The 26,616-nt window shown below is 59.9% G+C and carries 28 protein-coding genes and 1 pseudogene; 13 read left to right on the top strand and 16 right to left on the bottom strand.

Annotated features, from left to right (window positions below; genetic code table 11):
- Nucleotides 1-8: 8 nt before the first annotated feature.
- The gene (locus tag PMI11_RS12780) at nt 9-473 is read right to left on the bottom strand and encodes a hypothetical protein (RefSeq protein ID WP_007817491.1); all 465 of its coding nucleotides are present in this window, start codon (nt 471-473) and stop codon (nt 9-11) included.
- Nucleotides 470-940 (bottom strand): MarR family winged helix-turn-helix transcriptional regulator, encoded by a 471-nt coding sequence (locus tag PMI11_RS12775; RefSeq protein WP_007817489.1) that lies wholly within the window; start codon nt 938-940, stop codon nt 470-472. The genes PMI11_RS12780 and PMI11_RS12775 overlap by 4 nt, the downstream gene beginning before the upstream one ends.
- Before the next feature lie 181 nt (nt 941-1,121).
- Here PMI11_RS12775 and PMI11_RS12770 point away from each other — a divergent pair, with 181 nt between their 5' ends.
- A complete protein-coding gene (locus tag PMI11_RS12770; protein ID WP_007817487.1) occupies nt 1,122-3,326 on the top strand; it encodes a bifunctional diguanylate cyclase/phosphodiesterase in 2,205 nt (734 codons plus the stop codon).
- A 71-nt stretch (nt 3,327-3,397) separates the two neighbouring features.
- Here the strand turns inward: PMI11_RS12770 and PMI11_RS12765 are convergent, their stop codons facing one another.
- From PMI11_RS12765 to PMI11_RS12750, 4 genes are all read right to left on the bottom strand, one after another.
- Nucleotides 3,398-4,327 (bottom strand): oxygen-dependent tRNA uridine(34) hydroxylase TrhO, encoded by a 930-nt coding sequence (locus PMI11_RS12765; RefSeq protein ID WP_037071243.1) that lies wholly within the window; start codon nt 4,325-4,327, stop codon nt 3,398-3,400.
- Nucleotides 4,328-4,398: 71 nt separating this feature from the next.
- Nucleotides 4,399-4,875, bottom strand: a complete 477-nt coding sequence (locus PMI11_RS12760) for a VOC family protein (RefSeq protein ID WP_007817483.1) — start codon at nt 4,873-4,875, stop codon at nt 4,399-4,401.
- A gap of 74 nt (nt 4,876-4,949) precedes the next feature.
- Nucleotides 4,950-5,858, bottom strand: a complete 909-nt coding sequence (locus tag PMI11_RS12755; RefSeq protein ID WP_007817481.1) for a CHAD domain-containing protein — start codon at nt 5,856-5,858, stop codon at nt 4,950-4,952.
- On the bottom strand, nt 5,836-6,324 hold the full coding sequence (locus tag PMI11_RS12750; RefSeq protein ID WP_007817480.1) for a CYTH domain-containing protein: 489 nt from the start codon (nt 6,322-6,324) through the stop codon (nt 5,836-5,838). Before PMI11_RS12750 ends, PMI11_RS12755 begins: the two co-directional genes overlap by 23 nt.
- A 151-nt stretch (nt 6,325-6,475) precedes the next feature.
- Here PMI11_RS12750 and PMI11_RS12745 point away from each other — a divergent pair, with 151 nt between their 5' ends.
- The 3 genes from PMI11_RS12745 to PMI11_RS12735 all read left to right on the top strand — a co-directional run bounded on the left by PMI11_RS12745 (nt 6,476) and on the right by PMI11_RS12735 (nt 8,240).
- Nucleotides 6,476-7,114, top strand: a complete 639-nt coding sequence (locus PMI11_RS12745) for a 2-dehydro-3-deoxy-phosphogluconate aldolase (RefSeq protein ID WP_007817477.1) — start codon at nt 6,476-6,478, stop codon at nt 7,112-7,114.
- A 131-nt stretch (nt 7,115-7,245) separates the two neighbouring features.
- Nucleotides 7,246-7,965, top strand: a complete 720-nt coding sequence (locus PMI11_RS12740; RefSeq protein ID WP_007817474.1) for a tellurite resistance TerB family protein — start codon at nt 7,246-7,248, stop codon at nt 7,963-7,965.
- Between the two features lie 68 nt (nt 7,966-8,033).
- Complete coding sequence (locus tag PMI11_RS12735; RefSeq protein WP_037071240.1) at nt 8,034-8,240, top strand: hypothetical protein; 207 nt, start codon at nt 8,034-8,036, stop codon at nt 8,238-8,240.
- Nucleotides 8,241-8,243: 3 nt separating this feature from the next.
- On the opposite strand, the gene PMI11_RS12730 is transcribed toward PMI11_RS12735, so the two are convergent.
- The 3 genes from PMI11_RS12730 to PMI11_RS12720 all read right to left on the bottom strand — a co-directional run bounded on the left by PMI11_RS12730 (nt 8,244) and on the right by PMI11_RS12720 (nt 10,941).
- Entirely contained in the window at nt 8,244-9,314 is a 1,071-nt protein-coding gene (locus PMI11_RS12730; protein ID WP_007817469.1) for a nickel/cobalt transporter, read from the bottom strand.
- A complete protein-coding gene (locus tag PMI11_RS12725; RefSeq protein WP_007817467.1) occupies nt 9,308-9,949 on the bottom strand; it encodes a DUF1007 family protein in 642 nt (213 codons plus the stop codon). Before PMI11_RS12725 ends, PMI11_RS12730 begins: the two co-directional genes overlap by 7 nt.
- Before the next feature lie 98 nt (nt 9,950-10,047).
- Nucleotides 10,048-10,941, bottom strand: coding sequence for a LysR family transcriptional regulator (locus PMI11_RS12720; RefSeq protein WP_007817465.1), 894 nt, complete (start codon nt 10,939-10,941; stop codon nt 10,048-10,050).
- 525 nt (nt 10,942-11,466) lie between these two features.
- Between PMI11_RS12720 and odc2 the strand changes: the two genes are divergently transcribed.
- The gene (gene odc2 / locus PMI11_RS12715; RefSeq protein WP_007817463.1) at nt 11,467-12,600 is read left to right on the top strand and encodes an ornithine/lysine decarboxylase; all 1,134 of its coding nucleotides are present in this window, start codon (nt 11,467-11,469) and stop codon (nt 12,598-12,600) included.
- A gap of 96 nt (nt 12,601-12,696) precedes the next feature.
- A complete protein-coding gene (locus PMI11_RS12710; RefSeq protein WP_007817460.1) occupies nt 12,697-13,287 on the top strand; it encodes a GNAT family N-acetyltransferase in 591 nt (196 codons plus the stop codon).
- Nucleotides 13,288-13,345: 58 nt separating this feature from the next.
- On the opposite strand, the gene PMI11_RS12705 is transcribed toward PMI11_RS12710, so the two are convergent.
- On the bottom strand, nt 13,346-14,311 hold the full coding sequence (locus PMI11_RS12705) for an NAD-dependent epimerase/dehydratase family protein (RefSeq protein WP_007817458.1): 966 nt from the start codon (nt 14,309-14,311) through the stop codon (nt 13,346-13,348).
- A 102-nt stretch (nt 14,312-14,413) separates the two neighbouring features.
- Here PMI11_RS12705 and PMI11_RS37295 point away from each other — a divergent pair.
- Both PMI11_RS37295 and PMI11_RS12700 read left to right on the top strand, forming a co-directional pair.
- Nucleotides 14,414-14,626, top strand: a pseudogene (locus PMI11_RS37295) (6-aminohexanoate hydrolase); the annotation flags it as partial.
- Between the two features lie 101 nt (nt 14,627-14,727).
- Nucleotides 14,728-15,885: a GGDEF domain-containing protein gene (locus PMI11_RS12700; RefSeq protein ID WP_007817454.1), complete on the top strand. Its 1,158-nt coding sequence runs from the start codon at nt 14,728-14,730 to the stop codon at nt 15,883-15,885.
- A gap of 16 nt (nt 15,886-15,901) precedes the next feature.
- Here the strand turns inward: PMI11_RS12700 and cysE are convergent, their stop codons facing one another.
- The 5 genes from cysE to PMI11_RS12675 all read right to left on the bottom strand — a co-directional run bounded on the left by cysE (nt 15,902) and on the right by PMI11_RS12675 (nt 20,252).
- Nucleotides 15,902-16,714, bottom strand: coding sequence for a serine O-acetyltransferase (gene cysE, locus PMI11_RS12695; RefSeq protein WP_007817453.1), 813 nt, complete (start codon nt 16,712-16,714; stop codon nt 15,902-15,904).
- A 38-nt stretch (nt 16,715-16,752) separates the two neighbouring features.
- Nucleotides 16,753-17,235 (bottom strand): GNAT family N-acetyltransferase, encoded by a 483-nt coding sequence (locus PMI11_RS12690; protein ID WP_007817450.1) that lies wholly within the window; start codon nt 17,233-17,235, stop codon nt 16,753-16,755.
- Nucleotides 17,236-17,239: 4 nt separating this feature from the next.
- Nucleotides 17,240-18,232, bottom strand: a complete 993-nt coding sequence (locus PMI11_RS12685; RefSeq protein WP_007817447.1) for a WD40 repeat domain-containing protein — start codon at nt 18,230-18,232, stop codon at nt 17,240-17,242.
- Complete coding sequence (locus PMI11_RS12680; RefSeq protein WP_007817445.1) at nt 18,232-19,317, bottom strand: CobW family GTP-binding protein; 1,086 nt, start codon at nt 19,315-19,317, stop codon at nt 18,232-18,234. The genes PMI11_RS12685 and PMI11_RS12680 overlap by 1 nt, the downstream gene beginning before the upstream one ends.
- A gap of 143 nt (nt 19,318-19,460) precedes the next feature.
- Nucleotides 19,461-20,252 carry a creatininase family protein gene (locus PMI11_RS12675; protein WP_007817443.1) on the bottom strand — a complete coding sequence of 264 codons (792 nt, stop codon included), beginning with the start codon at nt 20,250-20,252 and terminating at the stop codon, nt 19,461-19,463.
- 84 nt (nt 20,253-20,336) lie between these two features.
- Between PMI11_RS12675 and PMI11_RS12670 the strand changes: the two genes are divergently transcribed.
- The 4 genes from PMI11_RS12670 (at nt 20,337) to PMI11_RS12655 (ending at nt 24,264) form a co-directional block, all read left to right on the top strand.
- A complete protein-coding gene (locus tag PMI11_RS12670; protein WP_007817440.1) occupies nt 20,337-20,846 on the top strand; it encodes a MarR family winged helix-turn-helix transcriptional regulator in 510 nt (169 codons plus the stop codon).
- Between the two features lie 119 nt (nt 20,847-20,965).
- Entirely contained in the window at nt 20,966-21,988 is a 1,023-nt protein-coding gene (locus PMI11_RS12665; RefSeq protein ID WP_007817439.1) for a LacI family DNA-binding transcriptional regulator, read from the top strand.
- 24 nt (nt 21,989-22,012) lie between these two features.
- On the top strand, nt 22,013-22,969 hold the full coding sequence (locus tag PMI11_RS12660; protein ID WP_007817437.1) for a 2-hydroxyacid dehydrogenase: 957 nt from the start codon (nt 22,013-22,015) through the stop codon (nt 22,967-22,969).
- Between the two features lie 263 nt (nt 22,970-23,232).
- Entirely contained in the window at nt 23,233-24,264 is a 1,032-nt protein-coding gene (locus tag PMI11_RS12655) for an aldo/keto reductase (RefSeq protein ID WP_007817435.1), read from the top strand.
- 55 nt (nt 24,265-24,319) lie between these two features.
- Here the strand turns inward: PMI11_RS12655 and PMI11_RS12650 are convergent, their stop codons facing one another.
- Complete coding sequence (locus tag PMI11_RS12650) at nt 24,320-25,099, bottom strand: gamma-glutamyl-gamma-aminobutyrate hydrolase family protein (RefSeq protein WP_007817433.1); 780 nt, start codon at nt 25,097-25,099, stop codon at nt 24,320-24,322.
- Nucleotides 25,100-25,434: 335 nt separating this feature from the next.
- Here PMI11_RS12650 and PMI11_RS12645 point away from each other — a divergent pair, with 335 nt between their 5' ends.
- Nucleotides 25,435-26,601 (top strand): toxic anion resistance protein, encoded by a 1,167-nt coding sequence (locus PMI11_RS12645; protein ID WP_007817431.1) that lies wholly within the window; start codon nt 25,435-25,437, stop codon nt 26,599-26,601.
- The last annotated feature ends 15 nt before the right edge of the window (nt 26,602-26,616 follow it).

Here is a 26,616-nt window from a genome sequence, read left to right as displayed (position 1 = left end):
CTGCCGATTCAGATCGCGTTCAACGTCTTTGCCGCGGCGAGACGTTTTCCTCTCGTCATTTTCCGCCCGTCGCGGAAATTGAGGGCAAGTAGTGTCAGTTGCCCGCAGCCAGTCAGAACTTCGAGCGTCTGCATGGCGTAGAAAATGCCGTCAAACAGGCCTGCCGCCGCGCGAAGATAGAGCAGGATTGCCAGGGGCAGCAGGATCAGCAACCCGTTTGCGGCAATAATCTTCATGCGTCTGCGTTTCCTTTCGATAGCCGGCGAATGACGGCCGCTGGCAAGCGAAAATCCGCTGCCGCCTGACATTGCGAGCATCGGGATCAGCAGACAGAGACCGGCAAGGATTGCTTTCTTGACGGCGAGAATAGCGGTCGCATTCAGAAGAAGTTCGGAGATCGGTGTTGCGGTCAGAAAACCCGCAATCAGGACCATGGCAAGAGTGCCTGCGCCAGCATGAATGATCGTTTTCATCTCTGCTCCTCTCTTTCCGTGGCGTCGAGCGCCAGCCGTTGGTCGAACCTGTTCAGAAGATCGAGCGCCGCCCGCAATTCCGGTGCATTTAGTCCACCGGCCAGCGCATTGGCCCAGCCGGTATGAAGCGCTGATATCCGCGCATAGCTCTCAGTGCCTTGCGGTGTAAGCACATAGAAGGGCGAGCGCTGGTGGCGCGGGTTGGCCTGCTTTTCGATAAAACCGTCTTCCTCGAGCTTGTTCACCTGCTTTTGGGCGCCCTGACGGGTCATGCCCATCATCTCTGCAATTCCAGGCACCGTGACATGACCGGAAGACAGCGAAATTGCTCCAAGTACCTGCCAGCGGGCGCTGGTGAGGTTCAGCGATGCGCCCAGCCGGTCGCCGCCGTCCAGCAGTCGTCCGTTGATGCGGAAGACCATCAGCATGATGTCCGTCAGCAGATCGGCTTCGATCGTGCGCTTCAAAATTCGCGATTCTCCGTTTCCAAGAATGGAAACTAGTTACCATTATTGGAAACTAGTTGTCAACTTGCGAAAACATGCGGTATTCAGGTAAATCCTGAGCCGGATTCTCGATAGTTCCCATGATCTTAAGCGTTTCTTGACCCTTGACTGCGAAGATTTCCTGAACGGGGAGTTGTATGAATTGCCGGCAGTCTTGAGGTCTAAAAGCAACGGATCGGGTTTAGGCCGCCATACAACGGTTACTGGCGTGCTTTTTTCCTTTGCGGTCATTGTCGCAGTTGTCACCATCATGGTTTTGACAGCGCTGGAGCGCGTCTCCGAAAATGCCAATGTGCTCGACGACGAGCGCTCGCGTGAAACCACCGTCGGGGCGCTCAAGACCTTTGAAGATCAGCTTGCCGCGACGCTTGACGACTATGCCGCCTGGGATGACGCGGCTGCCAATGTCTACGCGCCGGAGGGCATGGCGTGGACGATCAGCAATTACGGCGAGATGTCCCTCAACAGCCCTCTCTTCGACATGGCTATCGTCATTGACGACCGGAAGAAAACCGTCATGTCCTATCAGGACGGTTTGCCAATGCAGATGCCGGTCAGTGATTTCTTCGCGCCCTCGCTTTGGCGGCTTCTGGACAGGGTTCGCGAACCTGACGCCGGCGAGAAGCCGGAAGCCACCGGTTTCATCAAGACTGCCAGGGGAATTGCCGCTGTCGGTATCGCGCTTGTGCGAGAGAAGTCGGGTGAGCTTGATATGCCTGCCGGCCAGCATCGCTATCTGATTTTCGCCCGGCATCTCGACGAAGAAAAGATCTCTGCTCTCGGCACGACTTACGTGCTGAACGGGCTGCGGCTGGTGCCTGCGGATTTTGCCTCGGCCTATTCGGTGGAAATTGCAGACCCGGCTCACGCGGTTCTCGGCAAGCTTGTCTGGGTGTCGCGTTCGCCCGGCGATATCGGCTACGCGCAGGTGAGGCCCATGGTCATCCAGGCGCTCGGTCTTGTCGGCCTATTCTTCGTTGTCCTGCTCATTATCGGCTGGCTGACCGGGCGGCGGCTGAAAGCGGAGGAAAACAGTGCGCGTGAAGAAGCACTTCGCGATCGCCTGAGCGGCCTTTCCAACCGCGATGGCCTCGGGCTTGCCGTCGACCGCTTCGTTGCGGAAGCCCAGCAGACGAAGCGGAATGTCCTGCTGCTCTATCTCGATCTCGACGGCTTCAAGGAAGTCAATGACAGCTATGGTCACGGCACCGGCGACCAGTTGATCCGCGCTGTTGCGGCAGGGCTGGACGTGCTGATTCCCGAGGATGCCGTGCTCGCGCGCATCGGCGGTGATGAGTTTGCAATCGCTTTCCTTTCGGATGCGGAGAATGCGGCCGCATTGCAGCTCGCGGAGCAGATCCTCGATTTCCTTGCCGAACCGCTCGAAGTCGGCCGTCGTATCGTCGTGGTCGGTGCCAGCATCGGCATCGCCATGTCATCGCTCGGTTCGATTGGCCGGGAGGAATTGGTACGTCGCGCCGACCTTGCCATGTATAAGGCCAAGGAAGCCGGCCGCGCCCGCATGACGCTCTACGATCCGGCCATGGATACCGATCGCGCGCAGCGCAATGCGCTGGAGCTTGATCTGCGCATGGCGATCGAAAGCGGCGATCTCACGCTTGCCTATCAGCCGCTCGTCGATGCCGCGACGCATGAGATGAATGGCGTGGAGGCGCTGGTGCGCTGGAACCGGCCGGGCCACGGTCCTGTTTCGCCTGAAGTTTTCATTCCGATCGCAGAGACCAGCGGGCTCATCGAATCCCTCGGCCTTTTCGTACTGCGCAAGGCCTGCGAAACGGCAAAGCAGTGGCCGGAGCTGAAGATCTCGGTCAACGTTTCACCGGGCCAGTTCCGCAATCCGGCCTTTACCGATTATGTTCGCTATGTGCTGAAGCAGACGGAGATCGAGGCGAGCCGCGTCACGCTGGAAATCACCGAAGGCTACATGATCCAAAATCCGCAGCGCACGCGCCAATCGATCGAGCGACTGAAGTCGCTCGGCGTCAAGGTGGCGCTCGACGACTTCGGCTCTGGATTCTCTTCGATCGGCTACCTGCGGCAGTTCGGCTTCGACCGCATCAAGATCGACCGCTCGCTCGTGACCGATATTACCGGCGACAGCCGGCAGCGGGAAATGCTGCAGGCGACGGTCGCACTTGCGCGCGCGCTGGATATCCCCGTCACTGCGGAGGGCATCGAGACGGAAGAGCAGGCGGTCGCGCTCCGTCTCTTTGGCTGCGATAGCCTGCAGGGTTATTTCTTTGGCAAGCCGATGACCGCCGACCAGATCAATGGCCTGTTGCAGGAGCACCGCGAAGCCCGGGTCCTGCGCCGGATCGCCGGCTAAAACGTTGCTCTATCTCTTTGTTTCATGCAATTTCAGATGCAAAACAGCTGCGCAGTTTTGCTGGAACTGCTCTACGTGCCGATATGTTTCTGGCCGCGCTTCTTAGCGAGCGCGATCTGATGCTGGCGCTGACGATAGCGCAGGCGGTCTTCTTCGCTGCGCGTATGGTAGCAATTGCTGCAGGAAACACCTTCCTCGTAATAGGGCGAGGTGACCTCTTCTGCCGTGATTGGGTTGCGGCAGGCGTGGCAGAGCTTGTGCTCGCCTTCCTTCAGGCCATGTTCGACGGAAACGCGCTCGTCGAAAACGAAGCAGGCGCCGTCCCACAGGCTTTCCTCCTGTGGCACTTCCTCAAGATATTTCAGGATGCCGCCCTTGAGGTGATAAACCTCGTCGAAGCCCTGTTCCTTCATGAAGGCCGTCGCCTTCTCGCAGCGGATGCCGCCGGTGCAGTACATGGCAATCTTCGGCTTGTCGTGCAGGCCGGGATTGTTGCGCACCCAGTCCGGAAACTCACGGAAGGTCTTGGTCTTGGGGTCAACCGCGCCGCGGAAGGTACCGATTGCCGTCTCGTAGTCGTTGCGGGTATCGATGACGATCGTGTCGGGATCGGAGATCAGGGCATTCCAGTTGCTTGGATCGATATAGGTCCCAACCACCTTGTTGGGGTCGATATTCTCGACGCCCATGGTGACGATTTCTTTCTTCAGCTTTGCCTTCATGCGCAGGAAGGGCATTTTGGACGCGCGGCTTTCCTTGTGCTCCAAGGCGGCAAATTCCGGCTGTGTGCGCAGGAAGGAGAGGACGGCATGAATGCCGGCATCCGGTCCTGCAATCGTGCCATTGATGCCCTCATGGGCAAGCAGAAGCGTGCCCTTCACGCCATTCTCCTCGCAGAGCGCCTGCAACGGCGCCTGCAGGCTCTCGAAGCGCGGCAGGGATACGAAATGATAGAGCGCTGCCACCAGGAAGGGGCTTGTTTGGGTCGCATTGTCGGTCATGCGCGTGGAAATACAGAATATGCCGTCCCTGCGCAATGACATTACGCAAGGACGGCATTGTGGGATTGTGCCTATCCGCGCGCCTTCCACTCGGCGTAGGACCGCATGCCAAACGCAGCATCCGGCTCTTCGTCGAGCACGCTCAGGAATTCGATCGAATGCCCGTCGGGATCGCGAAAATAGAGCGACAGCGCCGGTACCCAGCCGATGACGATCGGTTCGGTGATCGGCTCACCATGAAAGCCGTGTGGCTTCAGGCCCTTGTGGATCAACAGCGCCGGCGCCCGCATCATTTCCTCCTGCGACAGGCGGAAAGCCATGTGCAGGCGCATCTTCAAGGGGCCGGTGCCGGTTTCCCAGAGGCCGAGCATGGCGTTCTTCTTGCCGTTCACCCAGAAGAAGGCAATGCGGCGCTCGGGGAATTCGGCGGCAAGTTCCAGGCCGAGAATATCGCGGTAGAAAGGAATGGAAGTCTTCAGATCGGCGACGGTGAGATGGGTTTCGTAGATGCCCTGGATCTGGGGCGTCGTAGCATTGTCTGCAGACATATTTTCCTCGATCGGTTCATTGACCGGCCGAGGCTAGGACCTCAAGTAAAGTTGAGGTCAACAGATCAAATGCGTCAATTGCCGATAGACACCCAGAGCAGTTCCAGGCGCTGCGCCTCATCGTCAGGATCATCGCCATAGAGCGTTTCGGCGTCGCGCAACGCTTCGCGCCGATCCTCCTGCTGGCGGAAGATGATGGCATCCAGCAGATGGGCGAGATCGTCGTTGCGGGTGAAGAGCTGCGGTTCTGCCTCCACGAGGCCTGAAAGCACAGCGAGATCGTTGATATGGCCGAGACGTTCAACAAGGTCCTTGGCGAAGTCGCGCTTGGCCTTCATGGCGCTTGGCCAGAGATCGCGAAGAAGCGCGTGATAGAGGCGATAATCGTAGGTGCGCTTGCGCAACTCGTGGAAATCACCGGCCGCTGTGTCCTCTTGGCAGGCATCGAGCGCCTCCCTGGCGCGCGATGCTGTCTTGCGCCAGCTTTTTGCCAGCATACGGGCATTCTTGCGGTGGCTCTTGTCGAACGCGACATCGTCGAGTGCCGTAATCGCTTCCCGCAACTTGCCGGCAGCATCATGCAGCCTTTCCTCAAGGCTGCTTTCGGCCTCCGCCATCCAGTCGCGCCGGACCTCCAGAATGGAAACGATACGGCCGAGCGCCTCGGTCTCTTCCAGATTGCGAGCATTATCCTGCAGGTAGCGGGCGGTCCCAACGATTGCCGCGGCATCGCGGATGGCCGACAGCGACCGCGCCGTTTCTCTCAGCCGGGCATTTTCCTGCTTCTGGAATTCTGGCACTTCGCGGGATACAAGACGATAAAGCGAACGCAGCCGCTTGATGTTCTTGCGGAAGGCGTGGATCGCCTCATGGGCGCCTTCCGGCCGCTTGTCGAGAACGGTGATGGCGCGCTTCAACTGCTCCTCAGCGGCGCTTCGGAACTCGTCGGTAAAGTCGGCCTCAGGCCGTATGCGATAGCCCATGCCTGTCGTGCTCAAATTCTGTGGCCAGCGCCTGATTGGAATAGCGGAAATCGCCCGTTACCTCGCGGCCGAGCCAGGCGGGCAGGGGAGGATTGTCAGTTTCGGCCTGCATCTCGACTTCGGCGATGACGAGGCCGCGATGGGCGCCGGCAAAGACATCGACTTCCCAGACGAAACCTTCATAGGGGACGCGGTAACGCGTCTTTTCGATGACGATACCGATGGCGTTTTCCAGCAGTTCCTCGGCGTCGGATACAGGGATGTCATATTCGAATTCATCGCGGGTGAGGGTGCCGCGGCCGATTTTCATCGTCAACCGCGCAGTCTTTTCGTCAAGGATGCGAATTCGTACGGAGCGGTCCTCCATCGAGGCGACATAGCCCTGTTTCAGGACCGACTTGGACTCGACGGCGGAGCGCCATGTTTCGCCGCGTACGAGGAACTTCCGTTCGATCTCTTTCGCCATACGAATGAACCTTTTGTGACGGTCGTGGTACGCTATCCCAATTTACAATGATTTAATACCCGTCTTGTCGCACGGACTGGTTTTATCTCGACAAGCCCTTGTGAGGGCGCTATTCGAAAGCCGATTTCAATCGTTTAAGGGAACTGTGGCCATGGGCGAGAAGACAGAAAAACTCCTTTCCATCCTGAAACTCCAGCCCGTCGTTCCGGTCCTGATCGTCGAGGATGCGAAGTCGGCCGTATCTCTTGCCCGAGCGCTCGTTGCCGGCGGTCTGAAGGCCATCGAGATCACGATGCGCACTCCGGCCGCTCTTGATGCCGTACGTGCGGTTGCCGCTGAAGTAGAGGGTGCTGAAGTCGGCGCCGGCACGATCCTCAACGCCGCCCATTGGGAGGCCGCCGTACAGGCAGGCTCCAAGTTCATCGTCAGCCCCGGCACGACCCAGGAGCTTCTGGATGCCGCAGCCGATTCTCCGGTGCCGCTGCTTCCGGGTGCTGCGACCGCGAGCGAAGTGATGGCGCTGCGCGAAGAAGGCTATCAGGTGCTGAAGTTCTTCCCGGCCGAACAGGCTGGTGGTGCTGCCTATCTCAAGGCGCTTTCCTCGCCGCTTGCTGGCACATTCTTTTGCCCGACCGGCGGCATCTCGTTGAAGAATGCCAATGACTATCTGTCCCTGCCGAACGTCATCTGCGTCGGTGGTTCGTGGGTCGCGCCGAAGGAACTGGTTGCCGCGGGCGACTGGGCAGGCATCACCAAGCTCGCCTCCGAAGCTTTCGCGCTGAAGAGCTGATCTGTCGAAGTCGCCGGGTTTTGAAAGCTGACAGGTTTTGAACGAGGGTGGCTGCGCCGCCCTCGTTTGTATTTCGGCAGTCGCAAACCTATGTTCTCCTCCAGCCTTTAAAACAGGGAGAAGATGAGGACATGTTCGACGCGAAGAAACTACTCGACCAGTTTCTGGGATCGCAGATACCGGGTGTAGGCGGCAGCGTACGTGACCGGGCAGGCGATGCGATCCAGGTGGCCAAGGACAATCCGTTGAAGGCCGGCGCGCTTGCCGCCGTGCTTCTCGGCACCAAGACCGGCCGCAGCATCGCAGGCAATGCTGTCACCATCGGCGGTCTCGCAGCCATCGCAGGTCTCGGCTATCAGGCCTGGAAGAACTATCAGGCCGGACAGGCGCCCGCAGCACCTTCCGATGCGCCGACGGCCAACAATTCCGTTCTCCTGCCGCCGCCTGCAGAGTCCGGCTTCGGCTCGGCTTCACCGGCGACCAGCAATGAATTCGTGCTCATCCTCATCCGCGCCATGATTGCTGCGGCCAAGGCCGATGGCCATATCGACGACGCGGAGCGCATGCTCATCATGGACAAGGTCAAGGCCGCCGATGTCAGCGGCGAGGCCGCAAGCTTCATCGAACGCGAGCTTTCGGAGCCGACGGATATCGATGCACTTATCGCCGCAGCCGTTACCGAGGAACAGAAGGTCGAGCTCTATACGGCCTCGCGCCTGACGATCGAGCCGGATTCGCGTGCCGAACGCGGCTATCTCGATCTGCTCGCCGGCAGGCTCGGTCTTCCCGATCAGCTCGTCGATCATATCGAGGCGACGGTTTCCTCTGCCAAGGTCACGCTGTCTCAGTAGTTCAGGGCCAGTTGCCTTTGCGAGACGGCTGGCCTATCCACTCCCGGACAAGAGGAGTGAGCATGTCCATGAGCCCGGAAAGCCGTTCGCAGGCGATCGCCGCCGCTATCATTCTGTTTTCTGCCGGGCTGGTGATCTATTTCCTGCCGACCATTGTGCTGTGGATCGGCACTTTCTCGCCGACATTGGCGGTCATCGTCGGCGTCTGCCTGCTGATGTGTTTCTTCGGCATATTCTGGCTGCGGGCGCGCTATCAGCGCAGCAGAAAGCCCTGAAGCCTATCCCTGCAGGGAGGCTCCGAGCAGCAATACACCCATCAAGATTACAAGAATTGCACCTGATATCTCGATCGTATTACCGATCCAGACGGAGGCGGACGAACCGCGGCCGGAGAGGCGCACCGCCGTGCTCTTAGCAGTGACGGCGAGCGTGGCGAGGATTGCAACTGTAATGGCGGTGCCGAGCGACATGGCGACGACCGAGAGCACGCCGCCAAGGTAAAGCCCGTTCAGCAGTGAGAAGGTCATGACCAGCAATGCGCCGGAGCAGGGGCGTAAGCCCACGGCGATCACCGCAGACCACGCCTCACGCGCGCTGAACTTGTCGCCGCTGACCAGCGAGGGATCGGGCAGGTGTGAATTGCCGCAGGTCTCGCAGACCATGCCGGGCACATAGGTATGGCCGGGGTCCACGGCCTGCGCCTTGCCGTTGAAGCTGAAATTGGCGCTCTGGCGTTCGGCGGCATTGTCCTTCCAGTCCAGCATCATGCTGACGGGCCCGGCCGGCGTTGCCATGAGCCGACGGCGTGGCAGGCTGCTGGCCATCGAGCGCAGCTTGCGGAAGAGCAGCCAGCCACCAAAGAGGATGACCATCACGAAGCTTGCGATTTCCATGGCCTGTGTTGCCATGGTCAGCGTGATGCCGGTGCCGCGCAGCACCAGCCACGCGCCGCCGACGAGCACGGCGGCCATCACGCCCTGGACGAAGGCTGAGATGAAGGAGATGAGGACGCCACGTCGAAGCTCGACTTCGTTGGCGATCATGTAGGACGAGATGACAGCCTTGCCGTGGCCGGGGCCGGCGGCATGAAAGACGCCATAGGCAAAGGAAAGACCGATCAGTGAGGACAGCTGCCAGGGATCCTGACGCATCTCCTTCAGCGCGCCGGTCAGGGCACGATAGAAGGCCTGCTGCTCGTAATTCACATAGAGGAAAAGCGGCGCCAGCGGCCCGCCCGTCGGCTGGAAGCTCGGCTCTGCGGTGCCGATGCCGAGCGGCGATTGCGCATGGGCAGCGACGGCCATGACAGCGAGCGCAAGCAGGGCGAGGGGCAGGCGTTTTATCAGCATGTGACCTCCAGCCGGGTGGCAAAGAGTTTCGACATATTGGTGCCGGTCGGATCGTTGAAGAAAGCGTCGGTCAGGGACTGCTTGTTTTCCGAGATCACCTCGTCTGCGTCCGGGCGCACGACTGCGTGCTTGCAGGCCTTGAAGCCGTCGCCGACCATGGCGAGTTCGTTGTCGGTCGGGAAGTCGATCGACGTGTAGAGCGTCGGATCATAGACGCCGAAGGTCAGCTTGCCCTTCAGTGGCATCTTCTCCACCGGCTTGACGGCGAAGAACATCAGGAGCTGGCCTTCTTTGTAATCGACATGGATGATGTCGGGTTTCTGGACTTTGATGTTCTTCCCGTTGATCGTCAGGTTCATGTAGTAATCGTAGTCGGCAAGCGAATCCCGGACCGTCTTGCCGACCTCGGCAAGCTCGTTCGGCTCCAGCTTCAGATCGGTGTTCTTGTCGAAATCCATGACGACCGAGGAGGAGAAGACCTCGTCGAAACGCCAGACGTTGCGCAGTTCCTGAATGCTGCCGTCGGGTGCTGCGACAACTTCCAGCCGTGCTTCGACGAAAATATGTGGATGGGCGAAGGCGGTGGCGGGGGCGAGCAAAAGAAGCCCAGCCGTCAGAAGTGTCGATCTTTTCATGCTTACCCGCTGCCCTGTTCGGTTGGGGTGATTTCTCACCAGAAAATGGGACGGAATTGGGACCGCCCCTGCGACGCTTGGGCGCGCATCCCGCTCGCTCAGGGATGTTTCTTGAACCAGTTGTGGAGGTAGTCCACAAAGATCCTGACCTTTGCCGGCAGATAGCGCCGGTGCGGATAGACGGCATAGATGCCGCGGTCAGTCGGAATATAGTCGTTGAACAACGTCACCAGCCTGCCGTCCTCGATCGGTTTGCGAGCGATGAAGTCTGGAATCAGCGCAATGCCGATCCCTGACAGCGCGGCGCGCAGTGTCGCGTGCGGGCTGTTGACTTCCATCGGGCCGGAAACGGCGACCGCAAAGGAGGTGCTGTCGGGATTGTAGAAGCGGATGCTCGCCTGGTTGCGGGAATTGGTATCGACGATGAAGGGCACGTTGGAGATATCGCTCGGGTGCTCGATATTGGGGTAGCGCTCGAGGAATTCCGGCGTGGCGCAGATATGGACGCGGAAATCGGAGATCTTGCGGGCGATCATACCGGAATCTTCGAGTTTGGTGACGCGGACCGCGACGTCGAAGCCTTCCTCGATCAGGTCGACGAATCGGTCGTCGGCGGCGATCTCCAGCTGCAGGTTTGGATTTTCCTTGGCGAAATCGATCAACGACTGGCCGACATCGGCATCGACGAAGGTGCGCGGCACAGAGACCTTCAGGCGGCCCTTCAGTTGCGCATTGTTCTCCCGCACGAGGTCGGCGAGGTTATCGATCTCCTTCAGGATGTCGGACGCCGTGCGATAATAGGTGTGACCGGCCTCGGTCATCGAGAACTGACGGGTGGTGCGATTGAGCAGCAAGGCGCCGAGTTCATCCTCCAGTTCGCGCACGTATTTCGAGAGCAGCGCCTTGGAGCGGCCGGTGCGTCGGGCTGCGGCGGAAAAACCTTCCGCTTCGACCACATCGATGAAGGCGCGTATGCGGGTCAGCGTGTCCATGAGTCCTCCGATCTGTTTCATAATATTGAACAAATCCGGTTGTTTTGTTCAATTTATTTTTTGAGGCGTCATCAAAAATTCTCTTGATTATGTCGGCGAATATTCTTATTTCCACCTCAGCCCAAAGTCGCACGTGCCCATGGGTGTCCGCCGAACCCTCGAATTGGTGAGGAAATCGGTAAGGTACCTGGAATTAACCCCTCCAGTCGCTATTCCGGCCAACCGGAAAATGCGAGGACGCCTGAAGCAACGACGGTGCGGGCCTTTTTGTTCTCTCCCTGCTTTCCATCAGCGGGGGTTACTGAAGAGGCACACCTTCATTGCCGGAAGTGCGGCAGGGATACTCCCTCCAATCCATGGCAGACAAAGCCGAACCCATACCGCATTCGCGGCGTTGGTTCACTATTCGCGCATCAAGCGCCGTCAAGGATCCGGGGTCTCCACCGGCTGGTTCCTGAGCGGTTCTTGTATGCCCTTTGTCCTCCGGTTCGTGCCGGAGCTCTGGAATTGGAAGAGGGAATCGATATGACCACCCAGCGCATCCGCGACTTTCTCGCAACCCGACGTCCCGACGGTCCCTGCCTCGTGGTTGACCTCGACGTCGTCAGCGACAATTTTCACGCCTTCCGTCACGCCATGCCGGACAGCGCGATCTATTATGCCGTCAAGGCCAACCCGGCTCCGGAAGTCCTGAAGCTACTCGCAGGCCTCGGCTCCAACTTCGATTGCGCGTCCGTCGCAGAAATCGAAATGGCGCTGGAAGCCGGTGCGACCGCAGCCCGTATCTCCTACGGCAACACGATCAAGAAGGAACGCGACGTCGCCCGTGCGCATGCACTCGGCGTCAGCCTCTTCGCCGTCGACAGCCACGAAGAAGTCGAGAAGATTTCCCGTGCAGCTCCGGGTGCTCGTGTATTCTGCCGCGTCCTGACCGATGGTGAAGGCGCTGAATGGCCGCTGTCGCGCAAGTTCGGCTGCGTCCCGCAGATGGCCGTCGACGTTCTCGTCTACGCTCATCAGCTCGGTCTGCAATCCTACGGCGTTTCGTTCCATGTCGGCTCGCAGATGACCAAGGTCGATGCCTGGGATTCGGCTCTTGCCGATGCCAAGCGCGTCTTCGTTCAGCTTGCCAAGCAGGGTATCCACCTGCAGATGGTCAACATGGGCGGCGGCTTCCCGACCAAGTACCTGCGCGACGTTCCGTCCGCAGAAGCTTACGGCAAGTCGATCTACCAGGCGCTGCGTACACATTTCGGCAACCAGATCCCGCAGACGATCATCGAGCCGGGCCGCGGCATGGTTGGCAATGCCGGCGTCATCAAGGCTGAAGTCGTGCTGATTTCCAAGAAGTCGGACAATGACGATGCCCGCTGGGTCTTCCTCGACATCGGTAAGTTCGGCGGTCTCGCCGAAACGATGGACGAGGCCATCCGCTACCCGATCCGCACCGAGCGCGACGGCGACGAGATGGAGCCCTGCGTGATCGCCGGCCCGACCTGCGATTCGGCCGACGTGCTGTACGAAAAGAACCTCTATCCGCTGCCGATGTCTCTCACGATAGGCGACGAGGTCCTGATCGAAGGCACCGGCGCCTACACGACGACCTACTCGGCAGTCGCTTTCAACGGCTTCGAGCCGCTGAAGGCCTACGTCATCTAAGGTCTTGTTACCGCCTGCCCCGTAACCAGCCGGGGCGGCAAATTCACAATTCTCCGAAGTCACCGCTGATAACGGTATTGGGTACGGGAGGCCAAGATGGCCGCTGTTCTTGATTCTGTCCGCGCATTCTTTGCGCCTGTTACTTTCACCATCGACGCGGAAAATCCTTCCGACGTCGTCGCTCGCGAAACCCTGCTCGATCGCGTCATGGGCCCGGATCGCCGCAAGAAGTCGTCTGAGATGATCCGCCGCAACCGACTGCCGGCCGAAGGCCTGGCGCTGGTCGCGCGTGACCGCGACGGCCATGTGATCGGCACGGCGCGCCTTTGGAATGTCGAAGCCGGCATCAACTACGAGGGCACGCCGCTCGACGCGCTGCTGCTCGGCCCGCTCGCCGTCGACGGCAAGCATGGCGGCAAGGGCATCGGCTCTGCGCTGATGCGGGCGGCGATCCTCGAAGCAAAAAAACGCGGCCACGGCGCGATCCTGCTCGTCGGCGATGTGGATTATTACGAGCGTTTCGGCTTTTTTGCCGAGAAGGCTCGTCACCTTGTCATGCCCGGCCCCTTCGAACGCTCGCGCTTTCTGGCGCTGGAGCTCGTCGAGGGCTGGCTTGGCGGCGCAGCCGGCATGATCGTTCCTTCGGGACGCATGCTGGCCGGCGCGCCGGTCCGGAAGGCGGCCTGACCGGCTGGAGCCCCTCCCTTTCTCGGGGGGCTTTTTGTTTTAGGTCATCGCCGAATGATCACGAAGCTTTTGCTTCGACGCGGCCATTTTCGATCAGCCAGCGGACCGCTTCCTGCACGGCTTGCAACGAGCTGTATCGCGGTGTGAAGCCAAGCAACCGGCGAGCTTTTTCCATGGAGCAGTTGGGGCTGCGGGCGATGTGTTCCCAGGTGGCTCTCGCCTCTTCCGGGTTCTGTTTTGTTGCCCAGGCCTCAAAGGGAAGGAATTCCAGTTTCGCTTCCTGGCCAAACCACGCGGCCATCGCCTCGGCATAACCCCGTAGCGTCACTGCCTTTTCCGAAACGGCGTGGAAAGCCTGACCGATTGCGGCCTCAGGCTTTGCGATGGCGGCCATGAAGAGTTCGGCGATGTCATCGGCATGGACATGATGCACGGTTTCCATACCGAAATTCGGCAGGGCAAGCGTTTCTCCACGTGCGAGCGAGGTGAAAACCTCGGGATTGAAATGGCCGGCTGGGTTCAGCGGGTTCCAGCCGGGGCCGACGATATGGCCGGGATGGATGAGAGTTACCGGAAAATTCTTCTCGCGAGCCATCCGTAGCAGATCGGCTTCGATCGCGGCTTTCTTCACGCCGTAGTCGCCGAAGGGCTTCTTCGGTGCCTCCTCCGGCGTCGGCACGACGGTGGAGAAACCATGGGTCCAGATCGTGCCGGTATGGAGAAAATGGCGGACATGACCCTCAAGGGCGGTTGCGAGCTGTTCGTTGCTTTCCGTCGTGAAGCAGATCATGTCGATGACGATCTCACCCTTAAGCGCGCGGATTGCATCGCCGAAGCGGCCTTCCGCCTCGAGCGCTGCGCGATCCATATGCCTGATATCGGCGCGACTCCATGCTTCATGCGGCTTATAAGGCGCGGCTGAGCCGCGGCTGATCGCCACCACCTCATGGCCGGCCTCGACGAGGCGGGGTACGAGATAGGTGCCGACATGTCCTGTTGCTCCGATGACGATGACGCGGGCCATGCGGTCTCCTCCAGATACGCGTTTGGGCTTGTGCTGGGCACTATGTCGTGCAGCCCTGCGCGATCGCAAGGGCCTAGATCTGAATCAGGAGGTCCGGATCATAAATACGACTATGCCCGGTTCACGCGGCGGATCGGTGGGAACCGGTGCATTTCGCCTGGGGCTTATGGCGGACAGATGCTCTACATCGTGCCATCGCTCAATCTCACGATCGTCATGACCTCGGAGGAGAGGGGGCCTTCCGCCCGTAATGGCTACAGAGATTCGCTGCCCGGCCTGCTGGCTGACATTATCGGCACGGTACGTCCCGTCTGACGCAGAAAAATTAGAGGTCGCTAAATTTTTAGCGAAGCATCCAATCAAACTGCAAATCGCTTCCTGTAGGGTCCGCCGCGTGGGACTTCAGGATAGGCTCGATGCTGCTGGATCTGCGGACAATTTATTTCATCGTTGCGGTAAGCTGCATCGTTCTGAGCGCTCTCCAGTTCGCCGCCTATGCGACGGGCCGCTTCGAACGCTGGCCGCTCTGGTGGGGCGCCAGCAACCTGCTCGTCGGTATCGGTTCCTTCCTCGTCGCGCTGCGCAATCTCGTTCCCTACTATATCTCCATCGATGCGGGTAATGTGCTGACCATCGTCGGCTACATGCTGATGTTCTTTGCCGTCCGCGCCTTTGCGGGACATCCCATCGACCGGCACTATTCCTGGCTCGTGATAATCTGCGGCAGCATGCCCGTGGCGCTTTTCATCAGCGATCCCGCAGCGATATCTGAGCGTCTCCTTTATGTCTCGGTGATCTGCTGCCTCTGCGATATCACCATCGCCAGGGAAGCAGCGGGCATTCTTCGCCGCGAGAAACTTTATTCGGCTGCTCTTCTTCTCGGGCTTTACGTTATCACCGCAGCCATCTTCGCGGTTCGCAGCCTTCTCGCCGCAACCGGAGACATCGGCGGGCCGGATCCTTTCGGCGGCAGCGTCATCCATAGCTGGATGGCGGTATCGGCCGTGGCCTTCATCATGCTTCGCAGCATGGCAATGGTGCTGATGGCGGCTGAACGGAGCCGGAACCAGCTCATCGAGCTTGCGCATCACGATCCCCTGACCGGAACGCTCAACCGCGGAGGTCTTGCCCAGCATGTGCCGTTGCTTGCCGGTCAGCCGGTATCGCTCCTCATCATCGATATCGACAATTTCAAGCAGTTGAACGACCGGCACGGTCATGCCGCGGGCGACGAGGTGCTGCGACTTTTCTCCAAAGTGTCGAAGGGCATCATGCGTTCCTGCGACCTGCTTGCCCGGCAAGGTGGGGACGAATTCCTGGCGGTGCTCCGCAATGTCGATCGGGACGAAGCGGTAGAGATCGCAAACCGCATCCGCCTTTCCTTTGCGGCAGCCGTCATGCAGATGCCGGATCTGGCGATTTTCCCGACACTCAGCATCGGCGTTGCCACGCGCACGGACGAGGGCGGGGATTTCGAGCGGCTCGTGCAGAAGGCGGATGAGGCGCTCTACCGCTCGAAACGCGAAGGCCGCAACCGGGTGGAAGCATCAGGGGAAAATCAGCAGGCCGCTTGAGCCAGGGCCATCCCTTCTAGATGTTCTGATCCATCGTTTCGGCCGGGATTTCATCATTGCGATGAATACGCACGACAGCCGCCGGAACGCCGGCAACCGTGCAATGAGCCGGGACCGGTTTCAACACGACGCTGCCAGCTGCAATTTTGCTGAAAGCGCCGATCTCGATATTGCCGAGGATCTTTGCACCGGCGCCGATCATCACGCCGTGGCGGATTTTCGGGTGGCGATCACCTGTCTCCTTGCCCGTACCGCCGAGCGTAACGTTCTGCAGGATAGAGACTTCATCTTCGATGACGGCTGTCTCGCCGATGACGATGCCCGACCCATGGTCGAGCATGATCGAGGAACCGATCCGTGCAGCCGGATGGATATCCGGACCGAAGACCAGCGAGGCGAGGTTTGAAAGCCAGCTCGCAATCTCGACACGACCAGCCATCCATAGGGCATGGGCAATGCGATGGGTCTGCAGGGCGTGAAAGCCCTTGAGGTTCAACAATGCGTGTAGATAGGTGGTGCAGGCGGGATCTCGCTCGCGCACGGCCAGAAGATCTGCTTCGATGGCGACGCCGATATCGGGGTGTTCCTGCAGTGTGCTGTAAAATAGCTGGAACAGGTCTTCGGCATCGACCTTTGCGACCGAGAGGCGCGCCGAAATCACATGCGCGATGATATCGGCGTCATTTTCTGCGCGGATGATCTGTGTTTCAAGGAGTGTCCGCAGGGTTGGTTCCCGCGCTGCCAGATCGACCGCTTCCGTGCGGATTGCCGACCAGACGGACCAGAATGCGCGCGGCTCATCGGCGGCAGCGTTATTCGGAACAGGCATTGTCGGGTCCTTCTTAAAAATCTTCTTGCGACGGCGTGTCAGCGATGGGCTGGGCCGGGATCATACACCGGTTCTGGCAGGCGGCGCCAATGATAGAGAATGTCGGGCTCTCTTTCCTCGTTGCCGCCGCCGTCTGTTTCTTCAATGGACGAGAATCCATGTGATTCATAGAAGGCACGGGCGCGGCGATTTTGCTGGAAGGTCCAGAGGCGGATATCGTCCATGTCATTCATTGGCGAAGAGAGAAGCGTCGTGCTGATTCCCACACCCTGGGCGTCGGGCAGTACGTAGAGCTGCTCGATCCAGCCATTGCCGTAGGCGATAACGCCAGCCAGCCGTCTGTCGACAAACGCTCCGAGAACCGTGTGTTCTCGCAGCAGATGTGTTCGCCAGTATTCCTCGTCCTCCTCCGGGGTGTGGAGGACGGGAAGATGCGGCATCACGCGCCATAGTGTGATGCGCCGCACCATGGCAGCCTCATACATGTCCTTGGAACCCAGGGCCGTAACTTCGACAGCCATAGGATCAGGCCGTCGCAATATCCACGACACCGCAATCGCCGGTCTCGGAAGCAAAGGCGAGCAGCTTGCCGTCCTTGCTCCAGCTCATACCGGTGATGGCGCCCTTGCCGGGGCGGCGCAGCAGCGCTTCCTTGCTGTCGGCGAGGCGAACGGCAAGGATCATGCCGTCGATGAAGCCAATGGCGAGTATATCCTCAACCGGGTGGAATTTCACCGCAGTTGCCATGATGTTGGCGCGGGTGCCGAGCTCCAGGGGCGCTTTGCCCATCGGGCCGTCCTTGCCCTGGAAGGGCCAGACGATGGCGGCCGGCGCACCGGAGGAGGCAAGCCACTTGCCCTTGGCGGACCAGGAGAGCGACTTCACCTTGGCCGGATAGCCGGTCATGCGCATGTGGCGGGCTTCGGTGCCAGACTTGACGTCGAGCTTCCAGCCGTGAAGCGCATTTTCCTGCATTGATGTGACCAGGAAGTTGCCGTCGGGTGAGAAGGTGACGCCGGTATGGGCGCCCTTCCATTCGAGATCAACAGGCTTGGCGCTTGTGCCGACCCAATGCAGCGTTACGCCGTTATAACGGGCCGCTGCGATGCGCAGGCCCTTGGGCGCGAAGGCGATGCCTTCGACCGTGCGCTCTTCGGGAAATTCCTTCGTCGTGCCATCGGTGAGGCGCACGAGCGTGCTCTTGCCATAGGAATAAGCGATCGCGCCCTGCGGGCCGGCGGCGACTTGCGAAATCCATTTGCGCGGAGCCGAGGCAATTTCGCTGACGCTGCCGTCGGCGGCAATGCGCAGCACCTTGCCATCCTCGCCGCCTGAAATCAGGCTTTCGCTGTAGGGATCGCGGATCGCCGTCAGCATGCCCTGATGGGCTTCGATGACCTTGTCGCCGCCATCCAGCCGGTGAAAGGTACCGTCGGCATTCGCAAAAAAGGGGACATCACCTAAAAATTCGACGGCCAGAACGTGGCCGTCGAGATCAAGCGGTGCAACTGTTGGCATCAGGCGGTCGCCTCGCACGCCTTGAAGGATTCTTCGAGCTTTGTGCGATCAAGATCGCGGCCGATGAAGACGAGACGGCTTTCGTGCTTTTCGCCATCCTTCCACGGACGCTGGTGATCGCCTTCGATGATCATATGCACGCCCTGGACGACATAACGCTCGGCATCATCCTTGAAGGCGATGATGCCCTTGAGGCGCAGAATGTTCGGGCCCTGCGTCTGGGTGATCTTCTGGATCCAGGGGAAGAAGCGCTCCGGGTTCATCTCGCCGCCGCGCAGCGAAACGGACTGAACCGTTATGTCATGGATGGCCGACATCTCACCATGATGATGGTGGTGATGGTCGTGGTCATGATGATGGTGGTCGTGACCATGGTGATCATGATCGCAGTCCGGGCCGCAGACATGATCGTCATGGCCGTGCTCGAGGAAATGTGGATCGTTTTCCAGCGCGCGCTCGAGATTGAAGGCGCCCTGGTCCAGAACGCGGGCGAGGTCAACGCCGGAACGGCTGGTCTTGTAGACTCGGGCAGCCGGGTTGATGGCGTTCACGATGTCTTCGATCTGCGCCAGTTCTTCCGGCGTGACGAGATCGGTCTTGTTGATGATGACGACGTCGGCGAAGGCGATCTGGTCTTCGGCCTCGCGGCTGTCCTTCAGGCGCAGCGGCAGATGCTTGGCGTCGACGAGGGCAACAACGGCGTCGAGTTCGGTCTTGGCGCGGACGTCATCATCCATGAAGAAGGTCTGGGCGACCGGAACCGGATCGGCAAGGCCGGTGGTTTCGACGATGATGCCGTCAAAGCGGCCGGGACGGCGCATCAGGCCCTCGACGACGCGGATCAGGTCACCGCGGACCGTGCAGCACACACAGCCATTGTTCATTTCGTAGATTTCTTCGTCGGATTCGACGATCAGGTCGTTGTCGATGCCGATCTCGCCGAACTCGTTGACGATGACTGCATATTTCTTGCCGTGGTTTTCGGAAAGGATGCGGTTGAGCAGCGTCGTCTTGCCGGCACCGAGATAACCGGTGAGCACGGTGACGGGAATGGGCTTCTGCTGTGTCTGGATCGCGTCGGTCATGAGAACCTCGAAAGTAGGATATTGACCCCGAGGGCAAAGTGCGGGGCCTGAATGGGTCGGTTTCATATAGGCGCTTGGAAGCGGCAGTTCAAAGGGTTTTGTATGTTATAAGATCACATTGCCTTCCATGCAAAGCTGCGCCTTCATCGCAGCGTTTCTGCGTCGAAAGCATCGACATCCTGCAGCAGCTCCACCAATCCGCTGACGGCATGGGCTATCAGCGCCTCGCCCTTTTCTGGAGTCGCCTTTTTCGCATTGCCCGCAACGCCCTGCGGGTTGAGATCGGACATTTTCCAGCCGAAGGCATGCGGACCATAAGCACGCAGGTGCTTGAAGCGCCGGGCGAACTCCGTCTGGCTGGAAGGGAAGTCGGCAGCTTTCTCCATGTCCACTCTGTCCGGATAGAGCGCCAGCATGACGGATGTTTCGATATCTCCGCCATGAATGTCTACAGCCTTTTCATCCGGCAAGATCACACCCTCCGGCAGGCCGAAGCGGGTCCAGCTGGTAGCGACCGCCAGCATGTTGAAGCGCACACGCGCTTCCGTGGCGACGATGGTCATCAGCGGCGAGTTGCCGCCGTGGGCATTCAGCATCACGAATTTGCGGATACCGAGCTTCGAGAGGTTTTCAGCGATATCGAGCCAGCGCTTTACGGCTGTATCAAAAGGGAGCGTCTTCGTTCCTTCAACATCCATGTGCTCTAAGGAGTAGCCGACCGATTCGATGGGGAGTACGGTGACGGGCAAACCGGCCGGCAGGGCGGTTTTCAGCCTGTTGATTATACCCTGCGCGATCAATGTGTCGGTTTCGAAGGGCAGATGGGGGCCGTGCTGTTCATGTGCGCCGAGCGGCAGGATCGCTATCCAATAGCGGCGTGCCTCCGGAGCAAGTGCCGGATCATTGCCCTCGAAACGGAACGACGGAACCAACATCGGGCGTTGCCTCTTGTTTATGACGAGATGATGGGCAATGTCATAACCCAGCCTGGGCAGTGCTTAAAGATCAAAGGGATGGCAATGGGCAAGAAGCATAAGGACGGCAAGAAGCACAAGAAAAAGAAGGACCAGACCGAGTATACGCTTGTCGATCTTTCGCCGGCCCTGACGCAGGCGGCCCGATCCATGCGTACGGTCCTGTCACGCAACCTTCTCGAAAGCGGTCTCTATGCCGGCCAGGACGGCGTCATCATTTCCCTTTCCGAAAGCGACGGCATGACAGCCGGCGGGCTTGCCCAGAAGCTCGGGGTCAAGGCGCCCACCATGACCCGCACCATCGGCCGCATGGAGGCGCAGGGCTTTGTTGAACGCAAGCCCGACGCCGAAGACGCTCGCCTCACCAAGGTCTATCTCACTGAACTCGGTCGCGGCAGCGTGCAGGCAATCGAGCTTGCGGCTTCCTCCTGCGACAAGCTCGCGACGCTCGATTTCTCCGAAAAGGAGATCCGCAATCTGGTGCGTCTGCTCAAGGCGATCGACGCCAATCTGCAGGCGGAGGCAATACATGTCGATGAAGATGAGGAAGACTGAAAATTTCCTCAAAAGGCGAATTGCCTGCGCCGCTTAAATCTTTTAATTAAACTTTTTAAGGCTGTCGCTGCACTGCGGCAGCCGTCGACCAGCTTCACGCGTTGCCTGGAGGAGGAGACGTGGTTCAGAAGATCAAGCTTTCGACGATTGCCGAAACGCTCGGCATATCAACGGCGACCGTTTCCCTTGCCTTACGCGACAGTCCGCTGGTTGCCGGCAATACCCGCGAAAAGATCAAGGAACAGGCTCGCGCGCTCGGTTACATCTACAATCGCCGCGCCGCCAGCCTGCGCACGTCGCGATCCGGCATTATCGGCGTTGTCGTTCACGACATCATGAACCCGTTCTACGGGGAAATCCTGAAGGCGATCGAAAGCGAACTCGATCGCAGCCGCCACACCTTCATTCTCTCCAATCATTACGATTCCGTCGAGAAGCAGCGCACCTTCATCGAAACCCTGCTGCAGCTCGGTGGTGACGGGGTCATCATGTCGCCGGCGATCGGCACGCCGCCGGAGGATATCCAACTGGCGGAAGAAAACGGCATGCCGGCGATCCTCGTCGCCCGCTCGATGGACAGCCAGGATGTGCCGACCTATCGCGGCGACGACAGCTACGGCATTTCGCTTGCCACCAACCACCTGATTGGCCTTGGCCACCGGACGATTGCGATGATCGGTGGTACGGACCAGACCTCGACCGGGCGCGACCGCTATCAGGGCTATGTCAATGCGCTGCGCAAGGCCGGCATCGAAGTCGATCCGAACCTGCGCATTCCCGGCCCGCGCTCGAAGCAGGGCGGTTTCGAGGCGGCGGTGCATTTCCTTTCCCTGCCGCAGAAGCCGAGTGCTGCCGTCTGCTGGAACGATCTGGTCGCGATCGGCCTCATGAACGGCATTGCCCGCGCCGGCCTCGTGCCCGGCAGCGATATATCGGTGACCGGCTATGACGATCTGGAGGAGGCTTCGATCGCCACGCCGGCACTGACCACCGTCTGGAACGGCCAGACGGAGGTTGGACGTCTTGCCGCTCGCGCCCTACTTGATCGACTTGCCGGCAGTCATGAGCCTGATGGCATCCATCTCATCAAGCCGGAAATGCGTATCCGCCAGTCCACAAGCCCTTATCGGCCGCGTTCCTGATCGCCGAAGCCAAGAGGAAAAGCCATGTCCCGTATTGCCGTTCTCGTTCCCGGGAAGATACATGATCGTGTTCTCGCCCAGCTGAAGGATCGTTTCGAGGTCGTAACCGTCGATCGCGACGAGACGCTGAAGCTCGATGCAGAGACGGCGAAACGTATTCGCGGCGTGGCGCTCAGCGGAGTTTTCCCGGCCGCCTGGTTCGAACAATTGCCGAATGTGGAGATCGTCGCCAGTTTCGGGGTGGGTTACGACGGTATCGATGCCAAGCTTGCAGGTTCGAAGGGCATCATCGTCACCAATACGCCTGATGTGCTGAACGACGAGGTGGCCGACACGGCGATTGCGCTCCTGCTCAACGCCATTCGCGAATTACCGAAGGCTGAGGCCTGGCTGCGGGACGGCAACTGGAAGCCGGGTTCCGCCTATCCGCTGACGCGCTTTTCCCTGAAAGGCCGCCATGTCGGCCTCTATGGCCTTGGCCGCATCGGTCTTGAGATCGCCAAGCGCCTGGAACCCTTCAAGGTGAAGATCAGCTATCACACGCGCTCGCGCCATGCCGATGCGCCCTATGATTATCACCCGACGCTGAAGGGGCTTGCCGAGGCTGTCGACACGCTGATTGCGATCGTGCCGAAGACGCCGCAGACGCACCGGACGATCAACGCGGAGGTTCTTTCCGCGCTTGGCTCTGACGGCATCGTCGTCAATGTCGGCCGCGGCTGGACGATGGATGAGGAGGCGTTGATTGCTGCGCTCAATGCAGGCACCATCGGTGGCGCCGGCCTCGATGTCTTCTATGACGAGCCGAACGTGCCGGCCGGTCTGCTTTCCGCACCGAATACGGTGCTGGTGCCGCATGTCGGTTCGGCCTCCATCCCGACGCGCAACGCGATGGCGGATCTGGTGGCGGAAAACCTCATCTCGTGGTTCGAGCAGGGCAAGCCGGTGACACCCGTTGCGGAAACCCCGGTCAAGCAATAGGCCGTTGCCCACTCCTTCCGTGAAGGCGGAGGGCGTGTTTCGCTTGTTCCCATTTTGCCCTTAGTCTTTTTCCCGTTTCCTACTTGGTCGGCCGGGAAGGATTGGTTATGATCGGTTCCTGCCGCGTCCATTCCCAGCGGCCGTGATTTTCATCGGCGGCATTTCGCCGTCTCAAGCTTACACATAGCGATTTGATCGGGGAGCGTCTGCTCCGCCCGGCGACTTTTCGCGCGGGCAGCCGGCGCCTCTGGAAGGAGGCAGAAATGGATTATCGCAAGCTCGGCCCCAGCGGGGCCGTCGTTACCGCATATTGCCTGGGTACAATGACTTTCGGGAAGGAATCCGATGAGGCGGCTTCCTTCAAGATGCTCGACGACTATTTTGCCTGGGGCGGCAATTTCATCGACACGGCAGACGTCTATAGCAACGGTGTATCGGAGGAGATCATCGGTCGCTGGCTGAAGGCGCGTCCCGCGCAGGCAAGGCAGGCTGTCATCGCCACGAAGGGCCGTTTCCCGATGGGCGACGGACCGAACGATATCGGCCTTTCCCGCCGCCATCTCAATCAGGCGCTGAACGACTCGCTGCGCCGCCTCGATGTCGAGCATATCGATCTCTACCAGATGCATGCGTGGGATGCGCTGACACCGATCGAGGAGACGCTGCGATTCCTCGATGATGCCGTTCGCGCGGGCAAGATCGGTTACTACGGCTTCTCCAACTATGTCGGCTGGCACATTGCCAAAGCCTCCGAAATCGCCAAGGCACAGGGGTATACGCGCCCAGTGACGCTGCAGCCGCAGTATAACCTGCTGATGCGCGACATCGAGCTCGAGATCGTCGATGCATGCCAGGATGCCGGCATGGGCCTGCTGCCCTGGTCGCCGCTCGGCGGTGGCTGGCTGACTGGCAAGTACAAGCGCGACGAGACGCCGACAGGTGCGACGCGCCTCGGCGAAAATCCCAATCGCGGCGGCGAAGCCTATGCTGCCCGCAACGCGCAGGAACGCACCTGGGATATCATCAGCGCAGTGGAAGAGATTGCTAGGGCACGCGGCGTCAGCATGGCGCAAGTGGCGCTCTCCTGGGTCGCGGCGCGCCCGGCCGTAACGTCGGTCATTCTCGGCGCACGCACATCCGAACAGCTCGCCGACAATCTTGCTGCAGCGGAATTCGTGCTTTCGGCGGAAGAGACGGCAAAGCTCAACGAGGTCAGCGCGCCGACGCCGGGGCAATATCCGTATGGTGCAAACGGCACCAACCAGCGTCACCGCAGGATCGAAGGCGGCCGCTGAGGCATTGAGTTTGAGATGAAGAAGGCCGTCGGAGCGATCCGGCGGCCTTTCATTTTCAAGCGATTGCCTGCGCCGGTAGCGATGGCAACTTGCTGGCGGCGTAATCTCTGACGGCATCGCCGAACGCGGTAAAGAGCTTGTTCGAGGGCTTGTCGGTTTCGGCCCAGTATTCCGGGTGCCACTGCACGCCGACAGCGAAGGCCTTGGCGTCGATGACGGAGACGGCTTCGATCGTGCCATCCTCTGCTGTGGCTTCAACCTGCAGGCGCGGGGCGGTCTTGGCGATTGCCTGACGATGCAGCGAGTTCACGCGGACTTCGCCAGCGCCGACGATGCTGGCGATGCAGGAGCCTTCCTTGATATAAACGCTCTGGCGGATTGCATACATGCCGTCGCGATCGGTCACATCGGGTTTCCGGTGGTCCCAGATGCCGGGTTGTTCCTGTATTTCGCTCGCAAGCGAGCCGCCCAGCGCAACGTTCAGCTCCTGTATGCCGCGGCAGATGGCAAGAAGCGGGATGGCCCGGTCGATGGCGCGGCGGATGAGCGGCAGACTGGTGGCGTCGCGCGCCGGGTCAAAGGGGCCATCGGCTTCGGTGGCTTCGAGGCCATAGAGCGAGGGGTGCACATTGCTTGCCGAGCCGGAAACCAGCACGCCGTCCACGCGATCGAGAATGGCATCTGTGTCGTAGCCTTCCTCAAAGGCGGGAATGATGAAGGCCATCACGCCGGCTGCATTCAGCGCTGCGCGCAGATACTGATGCTGAGCGGCATGCCAGGTCGCGCCATCTAGACTGCGGATATCGGCGGGAATCGCAACGATCGGTTTCGTCATTTTTGCCCCGAAGAAAACAATATCGGACGTTTGTGCGACCAGATCGGCCGTGAAGTCAACGCTTGGATGCAAGCGGTGGCCAAATTGCGGCGGTTCAAAAGTCCGGTGTTTACGGGAAGTTGGCTAAATAACTGATTTTAAAATTTTCCTGCCTTCTCAAGTTCCGCGCAGGGCAAAGCCGGAGGCATTCACGAAAGCATACGATATCGTGATCGACCGTGTTGCGGAGCCGCATCCTGTGCACTACATTCCAGCCGATTTCTGCAACCTGTGTTCGTAACTTTCGTGCGGCTTGGACCGTATCGACGAGAAGACGGACCAAGAGGATTGGCGGCATGTCGGAACCGAAGACGACGGCACTCGAGACGAAACCTGACCTCATGCCCTCGATTGCGGCTGGTGGCCCGCCCGCCGTCGTGACCGTTGTCCTTCCGCCGGAAAAGGCTGGCGATATCGGCGATCTGGCAGAGCGATATCGGCTGGTGACGGCAGAGCCGCATACGCTGGTCACCTTCGGTCAGGAAGCCATCAGCAGTTTCGGCGCCAAGCTGGATACTATTCTCTCGCAGATCACCAACGCCCAGTCGCCAGTGCTTTTCGAGCTTTTCCGCACGATTCGCGAGGGTGTGAAGGATGCGGATCTGAAAGAGCTGGAGGCAAGCATTCGGGAGAAGCTGAAGGGAAGCTTTCTCGAACGTCTGCTGATCGCAATCGGCCTCGGCGACCCCGCCAAACGGCTGAAGGCGGTGACGGATGAAGTGCGCGGCATGCTGCAGAGCAAGGCGAAATCGCTCAGCGATCTCATCAAGCCGATGGAAGCCCAGATTGATGAGGAAAGCGGCAAGCTTATTCTCGAAGTCTCGCGCATAAGCAGCCTGGCGGAGGGATATCGCGATACGATCGTTTCGCTCGGGGTCTTCGTCGAGGCCGGCCGTCGCATCATCGCTGACGCAAGCAGGGATCTCGAACGGCTGAAGCAAGAGGCGGTCTCGGGCGATCCGCTCAAGGTTCAGGAGGCTCGCGACTTCTCGCAGAAGCTGGATATCTTCCAGAACCGCGTGCTCGTTCTTGAAACGGCTTACGCCAAGGCGCCGACGGATCTCGACTCCATCGGCATCGCCCGCGGCGCGGCGCTCGCGACGCTTGCGGACACCGTCACCTCCGCCAACGCGGAATTCAACGATATCAAGTCGATCCTGATCAGGCTGCATGCCCTCTTCCAGATGCAGTCGATCCAGCAGATCAATACCATGCGGCGTGAGCTGCGGGCCTCGCTGCAGCAATATGGCTCGCAGGTGCTCGAAGATGTTTCGGTCAATGCCGTCAAGGCAGCCGGCGAAACCCGCCTTGCGGATGCCGATCTTGTGCTTGGCACCGCCCAGCGGCTGCGGGCGATCGCCGACAAGGTCGTTGCCGAAGGCGAGCGCAACAAGGAGCGCTATGCCGCCGCCCGCACCAAGCTTGAACAAGCCCGCCAGATCGTGATTGCCCGCCCGATCTGAGACCTCAGGAGAAGA

It is taken from the genome of Rhizobium sp. CF142 (genome assembly GCF_000281145.1).
GTDB lineage: Bacteria > Pseudomonadota > Alphaproteobacteria > Rhizobiales > Rhizobiaceae > Rhizobium.
Note: the sequence above shows the minus strand (reverse complement) of the source record. Positions and strands in the feature narration are given on the sequence as shown.